General features: G+C 47.8%; 14 protein-coding genes. 11 read left to right on the plus strand and 3 right to left on the minus strand.

Annotated elements, in window-relative coordinates; all coding sequences use genetic code 11:
* Positions 1-49 precede the first annotated feature (49 nt).
* The 3 genes from Q365_RS0113835 to erpA form a co-directional block, all read right to left on the minus strand.
* Entirely contained in the window at positions 50-3,235 is a 3,186-nt protein-coding gene (locus Q365_RS0113835) for an efflux RND transporter permease subunit (protein ID WP_028023902.1), read from the minus strand.
* Between the two features lie 12 nt (positions 3,236-3,247).
* A complete protein-coding gene (locus Q365_RS0113840) occupies positions 3,248-4,339 on the minus strand; it encodes an efflux RND transporter periplasmic adaptor subunit (protein WP_028023903.1) in 1,092 nt (363 codons plus the stop codon).
* Between the two features lie 159 nt (positions 4,340-4,498).
* On the minus strand, positions 4,499-4,840 hold the full coding sequence (erpA, locus tag Q365_RS0113845; protein WP_028023904.1) for an iron-sulfur cluster insertion protein ErpA: 342 nt from the start codon (positions 4,838-4,840) through the stop codon (positions 4,499-4,501).
* Positions 4,841-5,058: 218 nt separating this feature from the next.
* Between erpA and hemL the strand changes: the two genes are divergently transcribed.
* The 11 genes from hemL to Q365_RS0113905 all read left to right on the plus strand — a co-directional run bounded on the left by hemL (position 5,059) and on the right by Q365_RS0113905 (position 21,860).
* Complete coding sequence (hemL, locus tag Q365_RS0113850) at positions 5,059-6,348, plus strand: glutamate-1-semialdehyde 2,1-aminomutase (RefSeq protein WP_028023905.1); 1,290 nt, start codon at positions 5,059-5,061, stop codon at positions 6,346-6,348.
* Between the two features lie 357 nt (positions 6,349-6,705).
* Positions 6,706-7,791 carry an AI-2E family transporter gene (locus Q365_RS0113855; RefSeq protein ID WP_028023906.1) on the plus strand — a complete coding sequence of 362 codons (1,086 nt, stop codon included), beginning with the start codon at positions 6,706-6,708 and terminating at the stop codon, positions 7,789-7,791.
* 168 nt (positions 7,792-7,959) lie between these two features.
* The gene (rsmC, locus tag Q365_RS0113860; RefSeq protein WP_028023907.1) at positions 7,960-8,985 is read left to right on the plus strand and encodes a 16S rRNA (guanine(1207)-N(2))-methyltransferase RsmC; all 1,026 of its coding nucleotides are present in this window, start codon (positions 7,960-7,962) and stop codon (positions 8,983-8,985) included.
* Between the two features lie 213 nt (positions 8,986-9,198).
* Positions 9,199-12,576: a hybrid sensor histidine kinase/response regulator gene (locus Q365_RS0113865; RefSeq protein WP_028023908.1), complete on the plus strand. Its 3,378-nt coding sequence runs from the start codon at positions 9,199-9,201 to the stop codon at positions 12,574-12,576.
* Between the two features lie 872 nt (positions 12,577-13,448).
* Entirely contained in the window at positions 13,449-15,128 is a 1,680-nt protein-coding gene (locus Q365_RS0113875; protein WP_028023909.1) for an ABC transporter substrate-binding protein, read from the plus strand.
* 124 nt (positions 15,129-15,252) lie between these two features.
* On the plus strand, positions 15,253-16,239 hold the full coding sequence (locus tag Q365_RS0113880) for an ABC transporter permease (RefSeq protein WP_028023910.1): 987 nt from the start codon (positions 15,253-15,255) through the stop codon (positions 16,237-16,239).
* 2 nt (positions 16,240-16,241) lie between these two features.
* Positions 16,242-17,270, plus strand: a complete 1,029-nt coding sequence (locus Q365_RS0113885) for an ABC transporter permease (RefSeq protein ID WP_028023911.1) — start codon at positions 16,242-16,244, stop codon at positions 17,268-17,270.
* Positions 17,270-18,235, plus strand: a complete 966-nt coding sequence (locus tag Q365_RS0113890; protein WP_028023912.1) for an ABC transporter ATP-binding protein — start codon at positions 17,270-17,272, stop codon at positions 18,233-18,235. The genes Q365_RS0113885 and Q365_RS0113890 overlap by 1 nt, the downstream gene beginning before the upstream one ends.
* 30 nt (positions 18,236-18,265) lie before the next feature.
* Positions 18,266-19,255, plus strand: a complete 990-nt coding sequence (locus tag Q365_RS0113895) for an ABC transporter ATP-binding protein (RefSeq protein ID WP_028023913.1) — start codon at positions 18,266-18,268, stop codon at positions 19,253-19,255.
* Between the two features lie 30 nt (positions 19,256-19,285).
* On the plus strand, positions 19,286-20,989 hold the full coding sequence (locus tag Q365_RS0113900; RefSeq protein ID WP_028023914.1) for a glycoside hydrolase family 9 protein: 1,704 nt from the start codon (positions 19,286-19,288) through the stop codon (positions 20,987-20,989).
* The gene (locus Q365_RS0113905; RefSeq protein ID WP_028023915.1) at positions 20,982-21,860 is read left to right on the plus strand and encodes a BadF/BadG/BcrA/BcrD ATPase family protein; all 879 of its coding nucleotides are present in this window, start codon (positions 20,982-20,984) and stop codon (positions 21,858-21,860) included. The genes Q365_RS0113900 and Q365_RS0113905 overlap by 8 nt, the downstream gene beginning before the upstream one ends.

The raw sequence follows: 21,860 nt of genomic DNA on the forward strand, positions 1-21,860 counted from the left end.
ATGGCGCTGCTTTTTCTTTGTTGGTTGCTAAGTAGCTAGACAGCTAACCTCAATATTGAGGCTCAACGCTAGATTGTGGCTTTGGGAGTGGAGGTGTTTCCTCCTTTTGTTGCTCATCAGACAGCTGAGTTTCAAAATCCAACGCTACTTTTTTCACCTTGGGTTCACGCGCTAACATCAATAAGCACGGTGTTAACACCAGGGTCAGCACGGTTGAAAACGCCAAACCACCCGCAACTGCCGTCGCCAGTTGAGACCACCACTGAGTACTCGGTGCGCCAAACTCGACACCCTGATTCACCAAATCCACGTTCATTTCTAACACCATTGGCATCAAACCAAGAATGGTCGTCACCGTGGTGAGCATGACAGGACGAAGACGTTGCGCTCCCGTTTGTAAGATGGCATCCACTTTCGCCAATCCGCGTCGACGGAGGACATTATAGGTATCAATCAAGACGATATTGTTGTTCACCACAATACCCGCCAAGGTGATCACCCCTACGCCTGACATAATAATACCGAACGGTCGCTGGAAAATAAGCAACCCAAGGAAAACACCCACGGTTGAAAACAGCACCGCACTTAAAATCAAAAATGCTTGGTAGAAGCTGTTGAACTGCGTGATAAGAATAATTGCCATTGCGCCTAGCGCCGCGAGAAACGCCATCATCAAAAATGCTTGGCTTTCATCTTGCTCCTCGTTTTGGCCACGCAGCGAAACGCTGACGCCATCGGGTAATGCCATAGCATCAAGTTGTTCCGTCAAACCAGGCAGCTCTAAACTGAGGTTATAACCTTCAGCCATGTCAGCCATTACTTTGATCACGCGCTTGCCATCCACCCGATCAATATTGCCTTGTTTTTGCTCCGGCGTGATTTTCGCAAAGTTAGTGATAGGGACTAAGCCATATGGCGTTTTCACTCTTAGCTCATCGAAGCGGCCAATATCCCGTTTGTCTTCTGGGTAGCGCACCAAGATATCCACTTCTTCGGTAGAATCGTCAGGTAGATAGTCACCAATTTTCAAACCATTGGTGACAAACTGAACCGTATTCCCAACCACTGTGGCGTCTGCGCCAAAGCGTGCTGCATCCGTGCGATTGATATCTATTGACCAATCAATGCCGGGCTTCGTCAGGGTATCGCTAAAGTTAGTAAACGCGGTGTTTTGTGCAAGTAGGTCTCGTACCTGCTTTGCCGCAGATTCGATGTCAGCACTATTGCTTGCCGTTACCTCAATAGAAAGATCGTGTTCACTCGGCGGCCCTGCGTCGGGCTTTTTGAACTCAAGCTCCAAGCCAGACAGATCGTCTGTTTTCTCGCGCAGCTCTTCGATGATCTCTTTCACCTTACGGCGGTTTTGCCACTCAACTGGCTTCATCTGAATAACGCCGATTTCGTCTTGCCCACCGGTACGGGTGTAAACACTGTCAATTTCATCCATACCCAAAACGCGCTGCTCGACTTCTTTCATCAACGCATCTTGCTCATAAATAGACAAATCACCGTGTGACCGCACTTTGATGTTAAAAAATGCCGGGTCGACATCAGGGAAGAACTCAGTCCCGAGCCCTGACTTGTTGTAGGCAAAGCCAACCGCAAACGCGACGATAAATGCGGCACACAAAATTTTGATTGGATGCTTAATGGCAACCGATAGCGTCGAGATATAGGCGCGAGTTAGCCCTTTCGCTTTAGAGAAGTCACCATTTTCAAGCGCCTGCATTCTGTTTTTCTGTTCCGTTGTCAGTGGCAACGGTTTACCCATCAAACTGCCAAGAACAGGAACAAACAGCAGTGCCATCACCAACGACGCGGACAAGGTCGCAATCAAGGTTAATGGCATAAACTTCATAAACTCGCCAGTGATGCCCGGCCAGAATAATAGGGGTGCAAACGCCGCTAAGGTTGTGGCTGTGGATGCGATAATCGGCCATGCCATGCGATGAGCCGCTTCACGATACGCTTGTTTTCGGCTAATGCCTTCACGCATTCGGCGATCTGCATATTCAGTGACAACAATCGCACCATCCACCAGCAAACCCACCGCCATAATCAATGCAAAAAGCACAACGATGTTGATGGTCAAGCCACTCAGAGCAAGCACAACTAACCCAGTCAAAAACGAACCTGGGATAGAAACACCCACCAAGAAAGCAGTACGCGCACCGAGAATGGCAATGATGACAATCACCACCAACAAAACGGCAGAAAGAATGTTATTTTGCAGATCGGTGAGCATTGAACGGACATCTTCAGAGCCGTCCCATGTGTATTTTACTTGCAATGCTGCGGGCCACTGAGAGGAGGTTTGCGCCTTAGCAAGCACCGCTTTCACCAACTCCACGGTTTCAATGATGTTCTCTCCTGCGCGCTTTTTGACATCCAGCACGACAGCAGGCTTACCATCGAGGCGAGCAAAGCTTTCTGGATCTTTAAAACTACGACGCACAGTCGCCACATCGGCGACAGTCACTACCTGAGAGCCATCAATTTTGATGGGAAGCTGCAATACATCTTGCACCGATTCGAAAACCGAAGGCACTTTCACGGAAAAACGACCGTAGCCCGTGTCAACATAGCCTGCAGCTACCACACGGTTACTTTTGGTAACCAAATCGAAGATATCGGCTTGATCAAGCCCGTAGCTTTCTAGCAGCAAAGGTTCGACGATGATCTCTACTACATCATCACGATCGCCTGCCACATCCACTTCAAGGACTTGCTTAAAACCTTCGAGTGTTTCTTGCAGCTCACGCGCTATCTTAACGGTGGCACGTTCAGACACATCACCATATAAAGCAACAGATAAGACGGGTTGCTGGTTGGCGAACGTGACTTCGTTCACTGTGGGTTCATCGCTGTCGTCAGGCAAACGAGGTTTGACCAAATCAACCGCTTCACGCACATCGGTCATTGCCAAATCGAGGTCGACACCGACGTTAAACTCCATCGTCACTGACGCATGGCCTTCGGATGCAATCGCTGTCATCTCTTTGATGCCTTCAATGGAGCGTAACTCTTGCTCTATTGGGCGAACAAGCAAACGCTCAGCATCTTCTGGCGAGATCCCTTCGTGGCTCACGGACACGTAGATGACAGGTATGGTGATGTCGGGATCAGATTCTTTAGGAATCGTTTGATAGGTATAAACGCCTGCTACAAAGAGAAATAGTAGCAGTGTGACCATGGTACGCGTCCGCGCTAGCGACGCATCAATCAAGGTTCTCATGCGGCGATCTCCTTATTGAGGTTGTGTTTGACGCACGGCGTCAACCACATCACCGTCGCGCACAAAACCTTGTCCCTTGGTGATGACATCCACTTGCTCACCCAGACCAGACAACCAAACACCGTCTTCTTCTGCTTTCACAATACGAGCGGCAACGAACGCCGCTTTGTTGCCCTGAAGTGTTTTGACGCCAAGATTACCTTGTTCGTCCAACGCTAAAACAGAGGGGCTCAGTTTCACAGCACGCTGCAAATCCAACGCAAGATCGACTTCAGCACTGATCCCTGCAGGAATCGCTTGTTTAGGATTTGGAATTTCGAGTTCTATCGCAAAAGTATTTGTGGTTGGAGATGCAAGGCTGGATTGGTAACGAAGCCTTCCTTCTTTCTTTTCGCCATTAACCAGCAAAACGCGCGCTGGCAATGACCCGTCAATATGGCTGATGTGCTTTTCAGACACATCGGCAGTGACGATCAACGGGTCTAGGTCAATCAGGGTCGCCATAGGATCGCCTATCCCTAGATAATCCCCAACTTCAACCATCACATCATCAACAATGCCATCAAATGGCGCACGAACCTGCGTATGTGATAACGCTAATTCGATGTTTTCAACATTGGCCTTCGCTTCAACAAGGTTTGCTTCCGCCAACGAAAATGCGACTTCGCCTTGTAAGCCTTTCTTCTTGAGTGATTTCGCAGCATTGAACTCTTTTTGACGAACAAGCAGCAACGACTTTGAACGATTAAGCTGCGCTTCACGATCGCCTTTATCGATAAAGATAAGCAGATCACCTTTCTTAACCGCGGCGCCTTTTCTGACATTCACTTTGGTCACTCGGCCATCCGCTTCAGCCGAGATCGTTGCATCGCGATCAGGCGCAGTGCGACCGTATAGAGAAATCGAACGGGTAACAGGCTCAGAGAAATACGTATCTACCGCCACTTTAGTCAGCGGAGCTTTGGGTTGTTCACTTTGCTCAGGAGAGGGATTCGCACTGCTTGAGCCACTGCCGACCCAGAACACTAATGCGATAAGAAGAACCAAAGAGATGATCCAAGGTCGCTGTGATAAGTAAGACGCTTTTACGCCTGCATTCGCCATAATAGTCCTTCCCGACGTGGTTACTGCAGTAAATGAAAACGGACGCTGATCCTTCCGGCCCGAAGACAAAAACAGCCTGAACGGCAGGCTGTTTTTGAACTAATGATGTGCTGTATCTCTTAGCTAGGTAGACCCCTAACTCTGAGAGTGTCTCATAGTTTATACACTGAACGAGGCACCGCAACCACATGTTGTGGTGGCATTCGGGTTGTTGATAAAGAAACGTGATCCCTCTAACCCTTCTGTGTAATCGACTTCTCCGCCAATAAGGTATTGCAAGCTCATTGGATCAACCACCAAAGTAACGCCGCATTTTTCAATCGTCATGTCGCCATCATTGACGTTTTCATCAAACGTGAAACCGTACTGGAAGCCGCTACAACCGCCGCCAGTAATATACACACGCAGTTTCAGGTTCGGGTTTTCTTCTTCCTGAATCAGCGTCTTTACCTTAGTCGCAGCTGTGTCAGTAAATTGCAGCGGCAAATTGGTATCGCTCATTTCGACCTCACATTACTTCTTTTATATTGAACGCATTATCTAATACCTGACTAATTCGTTCAAGTATTGGTCGCAGCTAGAAACTATATGCAGCAATATACACCAAGTTTAATCTGTATGTGATGCTTACCTCATCATCAGACTCGCCAGTTTTTCACACTTCCCTTACAATACGGCCCAGGTAAAACTTAACGATCATATGGCCTAGGAAAGAACCCATGACCAAATCAGCCGAATTGTTCCAACAAGCACGCAAAACCATTCCTGGTGGCGTCAATTCGCCAGTACGCGCATTCGCAGGCGTGGGCGGTGACCCTATTTTCATTGAACGCGCTGACGGTGCTTACATCTATGATGCCGATGGCAAAGCGTACATTGATTATGTCGGCTCATGGGGCCCAATGATCTTAGGCCACAACCACCCTGCGATTCGTGACGCAGTCATTGAAGCGGCGCAACATGGCCTGAGTTTTGGTGCGCCTACTGCACGTGAAATCACGCTTGCTGAGCTGGTTAGCCAACTGGTTCCATCAATGGAAATGGTGCGTATGGTGAGCTCTGGTACGGAAGCAACCATGAGCGCCATTCGTCTGGCTCGTGGCTTCACCCGTCGTGATAAGTTCATCAAATTTGAAGGCTGTTACCACGGCCACGCTGACTGCTTGCTGGTTAAAGCAGGATCTGGCGCGCTGACGCTGGGTGAGCCAACATCACCAGGCGTTCCTGCTGATTTCGCCAAACACACTCTGACCTGCACGTTTAACGATCTTGATTCTGTTCGCGCGGCGTTTGAACAATACCCAGAAGACATTTCCTGCATCATTGTTGAGCCAGTAGCCGGCAACATGAACTGCATTCCACCGCAAGCTGGCTTCCTAGAAGGCCTTCGCGCTTTGTGTGATGAGTTTGGTGCATTGTTGATTTTTGATGAAGTGATGACAGGATTCCGTGTTGCACTTGGCGGTGCCCAAGCGCACTACAACATCAAACCTGACCTGACAACGTTGGGTAAAGTAATTGGTGGCGGCATGCCAGTGGGTGCATTCGGTGGTCGTCGTGACGTGATGGAATACATCGCGCCAACAGGCCCTGTATATCAAGCAGGTACGCTTTCTGGAAACCCAGTGGCGATGGCGGCAGGTGAAGCAGCATTAACGACATTACGCCAAGAAGGCAATGAAGCACAATTGGCTGACGTCACTCAACGTCTTGCGGAAGGCTTCAAAGCCGCAGCACAAAAACATGGTGTTGCGCTGGCCACCAACCAAGTGGGTGGAATGTTCGGTTTCTTCTTTACTGAGCAAGAGAGCATCACTTGTTTTGCTGACGTTCAGCAGTGTGATATCGAGAAATTTAAGCGCTTTTTCCACCTTATGCTTGAAGAAGGTATTTACTTGGCGCCTTCTGCCTTTGAAGCAAGCTTCACCTCTTTGGCTCATGGCGAACAAGAGCTTGAAGCAACATTGGCTGCCGCAGATCGCGCATTTGCCAAACTCGCTGCAGAATAAATGACAAAGCGATTAACCATTAAAAAGCGAAGCCTCAGTGCTTCGCTTTTTTTATTGCCAATACACTACCACCAAAACGACGAGCAAAACGCAAACAATCAGTGGAAGACTTACCTTACGGCTCTTTTTTGCATGACATTGCTGATCGCAACACCCCATATCCTCTCCATTCGCCATCTAAAGATGCGTTTTAATGTTGCAACTGTGTTCCATTCGAAGACACCGATTTATCGCAAAAAACTTAACAGTTTGATTAATTAATATTTAACGCTTTTTCGTTAATTGGTCACAACGTATCATACTCTTCACACTACACTGTTCACCAGACTGACTGGCGCGACACAAAGGAGCCTACAAGTGGCATCATCTTTCAAGATAGAACCCAGACATTGGACACTCATTGGCGCATTGGCTCTTGCCGCATATGCGTGTTACGTCCTCATCGCCCCTTACGTTGGCTCAATTGTTCTCGCCTTCATTGTTTCGCTGCTTTTTTTTCCCTTACATGACCGCATTGATCACAAGCTGAAATCTTACCCAAACCTTTCCGCTGCGCTGTCTTGCACAATTCTGACGGTAATGATCATCATTCCAATGATCTTTGTTGCTGGCGCGATCTTACGCCAAGGCATTACCTTCTTTACTGGTGCCTATGAATGGCTAAGTGCTGGCGGAGCGAAAGACATCCTTTCCATGCCTTTCGTACAAACAAGTCTGCAATCCTTAGATAAATGGCTACCGTTCGATTCCATCGACCCTCAAGACATTATTTCACGCGTTGCGTCGACCGTGTCAGCGTTAAGTTCCGAGATGATTGGCATGAGCTCGCAAATCCTTGGCGACGTCACCGGCATGTTTGTTAACTTCCTATTGATGCTGTTCGTATTGTTTTTCCTGCTACGCGATCACGACAAAATCATCCAGTTGCTCCGCCACGTCAGCCCCCTCTCTCGTAGCCAAGAAGACACCTTGCTTGATGAAGTCGAGAAAGTGGCAAAATCTGCGGTAATGGGTTCATTCCTCACCGCGTTAGCACAGGGTTTAGTGGGTGGTTTTGCGATGTGGATGGCAGGGTTTGCTGGCCTATTTTGGGGCACAATGATGGGCTTTGCATCCTTCATCCCTGTTGTAGGCACTGCGTTGATATGGCTACCCGCCGCTGGCTACCTTCTTATTGTTGGGCAATGGGAATGGGCCGCGTTTTTGGTTGGCTGGGGAGTGATCGTCGTCGGTTCGGTCGACAATATTCTTCGACCATTACTAATGCAAGGTAACTCAGGGATGAATACCCTGTTGATCTTCTTCTCGCTCATTGGTGGTTTACAAGTTTACGGTTTGATGGGGCTAATTTACGGGCCGATCATCTTCTCAGTGACACTGGTACTATTTCGTATGTACGAAGCAGAATTTCACAACTTTCTCGAAAAGCAGGATAACTCATAGCGTTTCTAGTCATCGGTGTTAGCGCCTACTCACATAGTTTCCCGCGCGCTTGGCACAATGATGTATAGAGTTAAGACATTTAAGCCTCCCATAAAGCACGGTTATTTTCACGAGCCGCGCTTTGTGGGAGAATCCGCGCTCTATTTTGTTGCAACCCCTGAGGCAGCCATGTCATACAGCACCCCTAGCCAAGTAGTGGCTCGTCAATTGGCATACTTTGAAGGCAAGCATGTTTTGCTTGCTGGAGAACTCGAAGATACCTTCGCAACGGAACTACTAGGTAGTGCTGAGAGCGTCAGCATCTTTACCACAAACCTTGCCTACGCCAATCAAATGCGTCGTTACGATGCCATCAATGTTCAGTTTGGTGAGAGCTACTCCGCCATGCCTAACGTCGATATGGTGCTGCTGTACTGGCCTAAAGCGAAAGCGGAAGCCGAGTTTTTGCTATCCATGCTCATGGCCTCACTGGGTCAAGATACTGAAATTGTCGTGGTTGGTGAAAATCGAAGCGGTGTAAGAAGTATCGAGAAGATGTTTACCCCCTATGGCACGGTGACAAAATTCGATTCTGCAAGGCGATGCGGGTTCTACTGGGGCCAGTGCACTAACGAGCCAACGCCATTTAACCTCGACGACTGGTACAAGAGTTACCCACTTCACCTTGGTGAGCACACACTAACCATTCGCTCTTTGCCTGGCGTATTTAGTCACGGTGAACTGGATGTGGGCAGTAAACTGCTGCTTGATACACTGCCTTCACTCAGCGGCGAAGTGTTTGATTTTGGCTGTGGTGCTGGCGTCATTGGCGCTGCAATTAAGCTTCTATATCCAACAGCGAACATCACCATGGTCGATATTAGTGCGTTAGCCGTGGCATCAGCCCGTGAGACGTTGCGTTTTAACGAGCTTGACGGAACGGTACTTGCCTCTGATGTTTATAGTGAAGTGTCATCTAAATTTGATCACATCGTGAGTAATCCGCCCTTTCATGCAGGGCTAAAAACGCACTATGCGGCGACAGAAACCTTCTTACAACGCGCTCCTGAGTTTTTAAATCGCCAAGGTCAATTGACCGTTGTGGCAAACAGCTTTTTACGCTACCCGCCATTTATTGAAAGCGCGTTTGGCCACTGTGATACGCCGGCAAAAAACAACAAATTCGCCATCTATCATGCCGTCAAAACCGCTTAAATCTCGCAGGGGTTGATCTCCAACCCCTCGTTAAAAACGTTAAATTTGTGTCTTCACACGTACTTCATTGACAACTTACTTGCCAACAATAATTAAGTCCGTATAAGAGCTGACAATAGATTCCATTCATATGCACTCGGTCGAAAAAACGTCAATTTCGACAAAATCGAGGTCATATAGCATTTTTGATTTTCTATCTTGTCAGGCAGAGACATGCAAAAAAAACAGAAGTTCAAGCGCCTTCAGCACACGCTGATGTTAGCGTTTCTTGTGCTCAGTATTACGCCTCTCACCCTACTGGCGATGTTCTTCCTTGAATCACACAGCAGTGATTTAGAACAGCAAAGCACAACCCACCTTTCTTTCCTTCGAGATAACAAGAAAGAACAGATCATCAGTTACTTTGATGCGCGTTACTCCGAAGTGAATTCTTTCTCACGCTCAGAGCTCGCCACCGCCAGTGGTGGTCGATTCTATGGCTTAGTCGCCGCATTCCATCAGCTAGGGAAAACCAAAGAAGAAGCGCGAGAAACAGCGAGAATGCGCTACGTCGATACCCCAAGTAAATCTTTGACCGCAAGCGTTGATGACAGTAATTTCGTGGGCAGTGAGCGCTATCGTTTGCTCCATAAACGGTATGACTGGGCGTACAAAGAACATCTCAAGCGTTCAGATTTTTCCGACCTGCTTCTTGTTGATATTGAAGGAAACGTCGTCTATTCAGCGTTAAAAGATGAAACGTTTGGCGCCAATTTACTCGAAGAACAATGGCAAAACACACCGGCAGGAAAAACCTTTACTGACATCAAAAGTCAGGTCACGACATCGATCGGCGACACAGACAAAAATCCTGTCGTATTTACTGATTTTAGCCAGCAATCCAACGGCGAAATCGCGGCTTGGTTTGCTGCGCCCATCACTCAACAAGGCTATTTGCATAGCTATGTGTTGATGAAGCTTCCTAACAAAGCCTTAGTTGATATGCTCAACAAAGCGCCGACTGAAAAAGGCTATATCAACACACTACTCGTCGGCCCAGATCATATTGCACGCAATATTGAAGCTAGCGACCCGCTTGTTGCCATTAATAGTTTAGCAATAGAAAAGGCACTTTCTGGCGCAAGGGATGTTGGTAATTTTGTTGGCACAAGCCATCAACGCGTGCTCGGTGCATACGCGCCCGTTAATATCCAGGATAAGACATGGGCGATCATTCTAGAGTTACCTGAAGAGGAAGCGTTCGCACGCATCTATCAACTAGAAAAAATATTCATCGTTGTCATGGTCGTCGCTATCCTCTTGGTTGTGATCGCTTCGCACTTACTTTCAAACTCCATTACAGCCCCACTGCTTCGCCTCACTTGGGCAGCAGAACAAGTCTCTGCTGGCGATTTAGATCAGAAGATAAACAGCACGGATCGGGAAGATGAGATTGGACGACTCGCCATCAGCTTTGCCCGGATGCAGCGATCTGTTCGCGACAAATTGGCGCTAATTCGTGAGCAGAACAAAGAGCTCGAGCAGAACATCAATCTGATCAAACAAAAGAACGAAGAACTTCAACAAGCTGATCGCATGAAAGATGACTTCTTGGCCACAACGTCTCACGAACTCCGTACGCCGCTTCACGGTATGGTTGGTCTTGCAGAATCCATGCTGGCGGGCGCTGAAGGCCCCATTCCTGAACGCCAAAAGCATCAACTCGAGATGATTATCAACAGTGGAGAGCGCCTTTCAAATTTGGTAGACGATCTCCTTGATTACCACAAAATGCGTTATGGCAGTCTTGAAATCTCTCCACAAGCGGTTGATACCGCCAATGCGCTGCGTTTGGTCATTGAGCTTTCTAGCCACCTGCTTGGCGGTAAACCTGTACGAATCATCAACCAAGTACCTATCGACTTGCCGTTGGTTCGTGCTGACGAACAGCGCCTGGAACAAGTGCTGTACAACTTAATCGGCAATGCCATCAAGTATACCGATGAAGGAAAAATCATCATTTCCGCCACCGTTCTTGAAGGACAGTTGCGCATTCAAGTCGTGGACACTGGACAAGGCATTCCGTCAGATCAACTAGAGTATATTTTTGAGCCCTTAACACAGGCAAAATCAGGAACGGCCGTCTATCGACAAGGTGCAGGTCTTGGTTTATCAATCAGTCGTCAGCTCATTGAAATTATGGGCGGGCAACTCTACGTCAGCAGCCAGCCAATGGTCGGCACAACCTTTAGCTTCACACTGCCAACTGCGACGGAAGAAGACAAAGCAAAAACTCGCTTGTCGAATAGCGTCCATTTCGCAGTGCCTAAAGTGGAATTGGTGCATAACGACTTAGCACAACTGCCGGAAAACCCGAGTGGCCCACTGGTGCTTGTTGTTGATGACGAACCCGTAAACCTGCAAGTCTTGAACAACTTCCTGCGCCTTGAAGGATATCGCGTCAAAGCGGTAGAAAATGGCCGCCAAGCCATAGAGTCTGTTACTCAAGAAAAACCCGTGCTTATGCTACTCGACGTGATGATGCCTGAACTCAGTGGCTATGAGGTATGTACTCACCTTCGCGAGCGCTACTCCCGAGCAGAGCTTCCTATCATCATGCTGTCGGCTTTAGGGCAAGTTCAAGACAAAGTAAAAGGGTTTGACGCGGGCGCGAATGACTACCTAACCAAACCCTTCAACAAAGATGAACTTAGCGCACGCATTCGCGCATATATTAATGCATCTCTGACAGAGCAAGAACGTGAAAACAACCGGAAATTGGTGTCTGAGATCCATTTCCGAGAGCAAGTCGAAGCGGGACTGCGCGAAGTGCAAAACCGTTTGCTGGGCTTACTTGATTCAGCACCAGAAGCCATTGTGTGCGTGCATGAGAACGGCAAGATAAGCTATGCCAATGATTCTTGTAGCTCTGTCTTCAAACTCAGTGCTGAACAGCTAGAGCGCCACCACATCGACGATTTCCTGGCAATGGCCTTGCCTGATGTTGAAACGGGTCGAGGCCATTATAGCGGGCAGCTTCGGTTTAACATTGATGGCGAACTGGTCAGTATTGATTCAGACGTTTTCACCTTACCCGAGACATCGGGGTTGCAAATGATGCTCATATTGAACGCAGGAGAAAAGGCATCCTCTCATCGCGTTCAATTACTTGAGAGTGCGGTTGAAGCCTTGTCTGAATATGCTTTTGATGGCGACCAAAACCAATTGCAGCAACTTCGCGAATTAGGTGGCGAATTCACTAGAATGGCAGACAAGTTCTCTGGCGATAAACCAGATAAAGGCGATGTACTGCGTGAAACCTTAGTGAAAGTCATGCTTGTTACGCTCAGTTACTGGAACAACGCCACCGGGAAGACCAAGTTTGATCTTGCTGAAGAAAGCGGACTCTGGCGTGTCTACCTAGACCGGAGTACGTTGCAAACCCGAACATTAGACAAATATCTTCACGCAGAAACTGTTCCAAAATCACCACGATGGCGCACGGTTATCAATACCATCGACTTTGTACTAGATCGCTGTGGTGATGAAACAAAAGAAAGGCATGAGGTCATTCAACTACGCGACAGGTTGCAATCACTTATCACACGCTAAACACCAAATAAGCCTCGGAAACGGGGCTTTTTACTGTCTTCGTTTTCTACCGCCATACCTCCTTCGAACAACCACATTGATTGTCTCCGTCTCCGTCTCCGTCTCTGTCTCTGTCTCTGTCTCTGTCTCTGTCTCTGTCTCTGTCTCTGTCTCTGTCTCTGTCTCTGTAGAGACTATCTGTGCCATCCAATATCGACATCAAGCACATTGACTGCGCTTAGGAAACCGAAAACTCAATGACCCACCTTATTGGCTTATTCCTAAGCCCCATCATTGCCATAAACTCATAACATAGTCAGCGTGTACTTATTTCACGTCACGAAATACACAAAAGTGACGGACTTGATAAGGTGTCACTCTACTCATTTTTGATGCAAAAAAGTGGTCAATATTCGTTCGCAACGAAAAACGCAACCACGTAATTTCTGTTTCTGAGAAGATAATCACAACAAACCAATCACTGAAATTTTCAGCAAAAAATTAACCCAACTTCGAAATAGAGATCGTGATCACGCCAATAATCATAACGATCAATGACCAATGAAAATGAGGCCTGAAAGGTTAGTATCCACTATCATAAACGTAAAACCAGTGGCCAAAAAGTGCGGTATTTGACCTGCATCAAACGTAAAACCGCACCGTCAAAAACGTTAGTTTTAACGTTTTTGACGCGCCCCCTTTAACTTTTAACGTTTTTAACGGGCATTGCGATTGACCCAAAACTGGAACCGGAGTTTCCTTACATTGCACTGAGCCTGCACGGCCATGTGAATAACTAAGTTCACTTGTTTGGTTATTCATAGCGGGGTCCGGCCTGACCACATTGAAAGGGTCAGAATAAAGTGAAACAAAGCAACTAGTAAGGAACAGCTATGCTTGCCAATCTAAAGAAAAAACATCTAGCAGTTGCCATCGTCGCGGCCGCAGCGTCTGTATTGACAGTACCAACTGTCAGCGCTGCTGACAGAACGGAACTGACTATCGTACCTGACTTCTACCCACAACTTACTCGTAACTTCAACCCGTTCCTACAGAACAACTTGAAGACCACTCTTGATTTTGTGTACGAGCCATTGGTTATCTTTAACCAATTAGACGGTAACACTCCAGTTATGCGTCTGGCGAAGGACTACACCATTTCGGATGACCTTAAAACGGTTACTTTTGAAATCCGTGACGGTGTTAAATGGTCTGACGGTACGCCTTTCACAGCTCAAGATGTTGAATTTACTTACAACCTTATCCGTGAAAATGCAGCAATTGACCTTGCAGGTAACGCAGCGCTTATCGCTGACGTTGCAGTAAAAGGCAACAGCGTAGCAATCACTTTGAACGAAGCTAACTCATCAGCTCCTTTCAAACTGGTTCAAACGCCAATCGTTGCTAAGCACATCTGGAGCAAGATTGATAAGCCAGAAGCGTTTGCAAACGAAAACCCTGTAGGTACTGGTCCTTTCACTGAAGTTGATACGTTCACTAGCAACTTGTACGTGCAGTGCCAAAACCCTAACTACTGGGATGCTGCAAACCTAGAAGTTGATTGTCTACGTATGCCTCTGATCACCAACAATGACGGTCTTCTGTCTAAAATTGTTGCTTCAGAGCTAGACTGGACTTCTTCGTTCATTCCTGACATCGACGCTGTTTATGCATCTGTAAACAAAAACCACAAATACTGGCCAGCACCAGTAGGTAGTTCAGTAAACCTTTTGGTTAACTTTGAACACCCAGATGCAGCGAAAAACGAAGCACTGACTAACATCGACTTCCGTCGCGCAATGTCTACTGCTATCGACCGTCAATCAATCATCGATATCGCGTTCTATGGTGCAGGTACTCCTAACCATTCGGCTGCTGGTATTGCTGCGCTTTACCAAAGCTGGTCTGACGTTGACACCTTCGAAAACGCGAAAGTGTACAACACCTACAACGTTGAAAAATCAAAAGCAATGCTGAAAAAAGCAGGCTTTAAAGATACCAACGGTGACGGTTTTGTTGAGACTCCAACAGGTAAGAGCTTTGAGCTAGAAGTTCAAACTCCTTCTGGCTGGACTGACTGGAACAACACTGCACAACTAGCAGCAGAAAACCTATCTGATGCTGGTATCAAAGTGAAAGCTGTTACTCCAGACTTCTCTGTATACAACGAGCAGATGGCTGGCGGTACTTTTGATGTGGCTCTAACGAACTACTTCACTGGTCCAGATCCACACCAAACTTGGGACACTGGTTTCCACTCACGTTTCATGGGCAAACAAGGTAACCCACGTTTCGCGATGCACCGTTTCCAGAGTGCGGAAGTTGATCAACTGCTAGAAAGTTTCTACGCAACAGCTGACAAGTCTGAGCAATTGGAAGTTGCACACAAGATTGAAAAGATCCTTTCTGACAATCAAGTGGTAATCCCAGTTCTGTCTGCTGCATCAATGTACCAGTTCAATGAAACTCGTTTCACTGGATTCTGGGATGCAGAAAACGCTAAAGGCCGTCCAATGATTTGGCAAGGTATCCCTGAGCGTCTGCTGCATATCCTTGACCTAGAAGCTAAATAGTAACACTCAAAATCTGGCGGTGCGTTCGCACCGCCTCTTTCCAAAGTTAGGCTATCAGTACTTTTGACCTCGGAGTTTCTATTTCTTTGGTCACGGCTTTGCCGTGCCACTTAAGGTGTGAGTTATGGGATTTTTTCTTAATAGATTAATGTTTTATTTTGGCGCATTGCTTATCGCAATCACGCTGAACTTTATTTTACCGCGAGCAATGCCTGGCGACCCAGTGACCATGATGTTCGCGAATGCGAGCGTCCAAGTAACACCAGAGCGTATTGCCGCCATGCGCGAGCTATTAGGCTTTGTTGACGGTCCAATTTACATCCAGTTCCTGACTTACTTGCAAAGTATCTTCACATGGGAACTCGGTATCTCGACCCAATTCTATCCGATGACGGTTAATGAGCTGATTGCTAAATCACTTGGTTGGACACTCTTCTTGGCAGGTAGCTCTGTTGTGCTCGCTTTCTGTATCGGCTCAGTGCTCGGTATCTTTGCAGCATGGCGACGTGGCAGCCGATTCGATTCATTCGTATCACCAGGGTTCATGGCACTCCAAGCAGTCCCCCCTGTTGTTATTGGTATGATGGTTCTGTTTATCTTTGGTATCAGCCTTAAATGGTTCCCTACATCATACGGTATGCCTGAAGGCGCAATTCTAGACTGGACAAGTTGGGATACCTACCAAGGTATTCTGTACCACGCAGTACTTCCATTGATCTGTGCAACTGTCGCCCAAATCGGTGGTTTCCTAATCAATATGCGTAACAACATGATCAACCTGCTGAGTGAAGACTACATCACGATGGCAAAAGGCAAAGGCCTTTCTGAGAATCGTGTTGTCTTCAACTACGCAGCACGCAACGCAATGCTACCAACCGTTACCGCGCTTTCGATGGCGCTTGGCATGGCAGTCGGTGGTCAGCTCGTCGTAGAAATGATTTTCCAATATCCAGGCCTTGGCACAACCATGCTGAATGCCGTTAACGGACGTGACTACCAGGTACTACAAGGCCTATTGATCATCTTGACCCTTGTCATGCTGTTCTTCAATTTCTTGGCCGACGTTCTTATTGTTTTGCTTGACCCACGTCTGCGTAAGGGAGGCAAATAATCATGAAAGATGTATTCAAAATTATTCGCGGAAACACGAAAGCATTTGTTGGTGTTATTCTGATTGTGACTTTCTTGTTGATGGCGCTCTTTGCACCTGTTCTATCACAATATGACCCACAAAAACGTTCTGGTAACCCGCACGAATATCCTTCTGTACTCGTCAAAATGGCACAAGCCAGTCCTGACGGCTGGGTGGCTGAAAATGTTACTGACAACGCGCGACGCCTTCGTATCTCTAAAGATGCGGATCACGTACTGGGCACCACACGCTTAGGTCGTGACATCTGGTCACAAGTTGCATATGGCGCGCGCACCTCTCTATTGGTTGGCTTTACTGCCGGTATTTTCGTGTGTGTCGTTGCCACCGTCATGGGTATTTCTGCTGGCTACTTCGGTGGCAGAGTCGACAACATCTTGTCCGGTGCCATGAACGTCATGCTCGTTGTACCGCAACTTCCCGTCATTATGGTAATCGCTGCATTCGTGGGACAGGCAGGCCCACTCACCATTGCCTTGGTAATAGCGTTCACCTCCTGGGCTTGGGGCGCCAGGGTAATCCGTTCCCAAACCTTAGCCATTCGTGAAAAAGAGTTTGTAAAAGCAGCTGAAGTGCTCGGCGAATCAAAACTACGCATCCTTTTTGTTGAGATTCTGCCAAACCTGATCCCTCTTGTAGGCGCAAGCTTCATCGGCTCGGTCATGTACGCAATTCTCGCTGAATCAGTGCTCTCATTCATTGGTATGGGCAGTGCAAGTACCGTCAGCTGGGGCAGCATGCTCTACAACGTACGTACTTCATCCGCCATGCAGCTCGGCATTTGGTGGGAAGTATTAGCACCATGTATTGCTCTAACACTACTTTCACTGTCGCTGGCTTTGGTTAACTTCGCAGTTGATGAAATTGCCAACCCACAGCTACGTGCACAAAAAGGCATGAAGCGTTGGAAGAAAGTGCAGGAAGACGAAAAGAAAGCCCGCGAACAGGCTGACGTTGTTCCACAAACTGCAGTATTGAGCGGAGAAAAATAATGAGTGATGCACAACTATCAATCCGCAACCTTTGTGTTGACTATATTACCGATGCGGGCGATGTCCGCGCGGTAAACGATGTAAGTTTCGATATTGGTAAAGGCGAAGTATTTGGTCTGGCTGGTGAGTCTGGCTGCGGTAAATCAACCGTCGCTTTCTCTCTGATGCGTCTTCACAAGCCACCTGCTTATATCAGCGGTGGTCAGGTCTACTTCAACGGCGAAGACATCATGAAATACAGCGACGAGCGCATGAGCCGCTTCCGCTGGAAAGAAGTGTCAATGGTGTTCCAGTCTGCAATGAACGCCTTGAACCCTGTTCTTACTATGGAAGAGCAGTTTTGTGACGTGATTATGCGCCACACCAACATGACTCGCGCACAAGCAAAGAGCCGTGCTGAAGGTCTGTTGGAGATTGTTGATATTCACCCAAGTCGTTTAAGCGATTACCCGCACCAATTCTCTGGCGGCATGCGTCAGCGTTTGGTTATCGCGATTGCTCTGGCTCTGAATCCAAAAATGATCATTATGGATGAGCCAACAACAGCGCTCGACGTGGTGGTACAACGTGAGATCCTGCAAAAGATCCACGCGCTGAAAGAAGAGTTTGGCTTTTCGATTCTGTTCATCACGCATGACCTATCATTGATGGTCGAATTCACCGACCGCATCGGCATCATGTATGCCGGTCAGCTGATTGAAGTCGCGCCGTCAAAAGAGATCCTAAAAACACCATACCATCCATATACCGAAGGTTTGGCTAGCTCTTTCCCTGCACTTACTGGTCCGAAAACGCACCTAAAAGGCATTCCGGGTAACCCATTGAACCTGCTCGAAATACCGCAAGGTTGTCGCTTCCAAGCTCGCTGTAGCAAAGCGACGGACAAGTGTTTCAACGTAGCAAACACTTTGACTCAGATCGAGCCGTCTCGTTTCACCAACTGCCACCTGTTCACAGGTAAGTAATTCGGCTATTTGCGACTTGTAGGAGTGAGCATGACTAAAGAATTAGGCCAACCAATTGTTGAAGGGAAAAACCTAGTAAAGGATTTCCCTATTAGCAGCAACGCGCTAAACAAGCCTTTGATGCGCGCACTGAATGACGTGTCATTCAAACTGTATAAAAGCCGCGGTCTATCTGTGGTTGGTGAATCCGGTTCCGGTAAATCGACCACAGCAAAAATGATTGCAAAGATGTATGCGCCAACATCAGGAAGTATTGAGTACAAAGGCCGCGACATCAGCACCATTACAAAAAGCCGCGATCTGATGACCTACCGCGAAGGCATCCAGATGGTTTGGCAAGACCCGTTCGGCTCTTTGAACCCAACGCAGAATATCTTTCACCATATTGAGCGCCCGTTAAAGATCCACAAGAAAGCGAGCAGCAATCCGAAAGAATTGGAAGAACAAGTGTATGACCTACTGAATCAAGTCGGTCTAACACCACCAAAAGAAACCGCACAGAAGTACCCTCACCAACTTTCTGGTGGTCAGCGTCAACGTGTAAACCTTGCACGTAACCTAGCGGTTGGCGCAGAAGTGGTATTGGCTGACGAACCAACGTCAATGCTCGACGTTTCTATCCGCGCAGGTGTTTTGAACCTGATGGAAGAAATGAAATTCGAGAAAGAAATGGCGCTACTTTACATCACGCACGACATCGCAACCGCTCGCTACATCGCGGAAGATCTTGCTGTTATGTACGTTGGCCACATGGTTGAGTGGGGCGACTGTGAAGAGATCATTCACCGTCCTCAACACCCATACACAAGACTTCTTGTCTCAGCGGTGCCAGATCCATCTAAGTCGATCCACCAGCAACTGGAAGGTAACAAAGGGGAAATCCCACTTTGGACGCCTGACTCAGTTGGCTGTCCGTTTGCGGGTCGATGCCTACATGCGACAGAGAAGTGTCGTGAGAAATTGCCAAGCGTTACCAAGCTGGCAGACAACCACTTTGTGCGCTGCTACCTGTACGAATAATTTATTCGAGCACATGTTTTAGGAGGTAAAATGCAGCTGTTGACCAACCATATCGGCTATGAGCGTTTAGGCAGTAAAATGGCGCTTGTTCTTGCGACACACGATGTTATCGCAACGCATGCCGATATTGTGGATGACCAAACAGGTCAATCCGTGATGCAGCTGCCTGTCTGTGCTTGTGGTTCTGTAGACCAGTGGCATACCGGCGACGTATATCAGTTGGATTTCACCGCTCTGGAGCAGAGCGGTGAGTTCCACATCAAGGTTGGAGATACCCAATCTCCAGCCTTTACGATTGCTGACGGTATACTTTTTGATCGCACGTTTTCCGATGTGATCCACTACTTCAAATCCCAGCGTTGTACAGGCACTTTTGATCAATATGATCGTCAAGCTCCTATTTTAGGAACGGATCGTCATGTTGATGTTCGTGGCGGTTGGTATGACGCGTCAGGCGACGTCAGTAAATACTTCAGCCACCTTTCCTATGGAAACTATTTAAACCCTCAGCAAATTCCCATGGTTGTTTGGAATATGCTGACGTCAATTAACACCTTATCATCCGAATTAGCCCCATTTACTAAAACACGACTGCATGACGAAGCCTTGTTTGGCGCGGATTTTCTTGTTCGCATGCATGATGCAGACGGATATTTCTATCTCACCGTGTTCGACAAATGGAGCAAAGACACCGCTCAGCGTGAAATCTGTGCCTATGAAACGCAGCTAGGCAACAAAACTTCAGCGTATCAGGCTGGTTTTCGACAAGGCGCTGGCGTTGCCATCGCAGCCCTCGCGGCAGCCGCTCGTTTAGGTATCAACGGTGATTTTGATGTCGCCACCTACCAATCAACAGCTGAAGCAGGTTACCTGCATCTTAAAGAAAACAATGCAGCCTATTTGGATGATGGATGTGAAAACACCATCGATTTCTATTGCGCATTGCTGGCGGCGACAGAGCTATTTAAGCTAACAAACAACGCTACCTACCTCGAAGAAGCCCGATATTGGGCAGCTCGTTTAGCTGAGCAACAGCAAAGTGATGAACAAGTTTCCCATTTTTGGTCGGCGAATGGTGATGGCTCTCGCCCTTACTTCCATGCGGCTGAAGCAGGGTTACCAGCGATCGCGCTGATGCAGTACTTGGCCATTGAGTCTGACGTCGAACTTAAAGATAAATTCCAACAAGTCGTTGTTAATGCAATTAATTTCGAATTAAGCATTACCAGTGAGGTCAACAACCCTTTCGGTTATCCTCGCCAATATATTAAGAACACTGATGCTGACAAGCGTACGAGCTTTTTCATCGCACAGCGCAATGAAACAGGGTATTGGTGGCAAGGCGAGAATGCCCGTTTGGGCTCTCTCGCGACGATGGCATACATGGCGACTGGTGTAGTTTCCGATAAAGAGCTAAAAAAACAACTTCGTCAGTATGGTCAGCAAGCACTTAACTGGATTTTGGGTCTCAACCCTTACGACATGTGCATGCTAGATGGTCACGGTCGAAACAACCCTGACTACCTGCCTCATCTTGGCTTCATCAACGCAAAAGGTGGTGTTTGCAATGGCATCACTGCGGGCTTCGAGAATGAGCGTGATATCGCGTTCAACCCTCAAGGTCAAAAGGATGACATGCTTCAAAACTGGCGTTGGGGTGAGCAATGGATCCCACATGCAGCTTGGTATCTACTCGCCGTGGCTATGCAGAAAAAGGACATCGTTGATGCCTAAGTACTTCTGTGGAGTCGACGGAGGCGGCACATCTTGTCGCGCCCGCATCGTTGATGAAAATGGTCAGCTTCTGGGTGAAGCCAAAACAGGTTCTGCCAACATTCTTTTAGGTGTTGAACTTGCCATGGACAACATCCAGAGCGCGATTGCTTTAGCTGCAGAACAAGCAGGTATTAGCGATTTATCCACCCTTTCCGTTGGTATGGCGTTAGCTGCTGCCGAGCAAAAGTCCGCATGGATGGCCTTCATGGCGCTTCCTCACCCCTATTATCACGTGACCTTAAATACAGACGGTTACGGCGCTTGCATGGGTGCGTTTAGCGGTGAAAACGGCGCCATTGTCATTGCTGGCACGGGCTCGGTGGGTATCTATCTAGAGAACGGTCAACAGCATATTCTGGGTGGCCGCGAGTTTCCTATTTCCGATCAAGGTGGTGGTGCCGTTATGGGCCTCCGCCTTATCCAACAAACCTTGCTTGCACATGATGGGCTGCGCCCTGCTTCTGCTTTATCTCAGCATGTGCTTGCTCACTTTGACCACGATCTCGATGCCATTGTTAGCTGGTCTAAGACAGCTAAACCCCGTGACTATGGGCAGTTCAGCCCTACCGTTTTCGAATTGGCAATGCAGCGAGATGAACTTGCCATGGAGTTACTGCAAGGCTCAGCAGACGATGTTGAACGCTTGATTCTCGGTCTAAACCGAAAAGGCGCCTCACAAGTCGCACTCATGGGCAGCATCGGTGAACGTATTGTTCCCTGGTTAACACCAGCTACCCAAGCTTTGTTGGTTCAACCCAAGGCGGATGCCATGACCGGAGCCATTTTAATGGCCCACGGCGACCACAACCTTTATCCGTTTCCGAGGTAA

It is taken from the genome of Enterovibrio calviensis DSM 14347 (assembly GCF_000621165.1).
Lineage (GTDB): Bacteria > Pseudomonadota > Gammaproteobacteria > Enterobacterales > Vibrionaceae > Enterovibrio > Enterovibrio calviensis.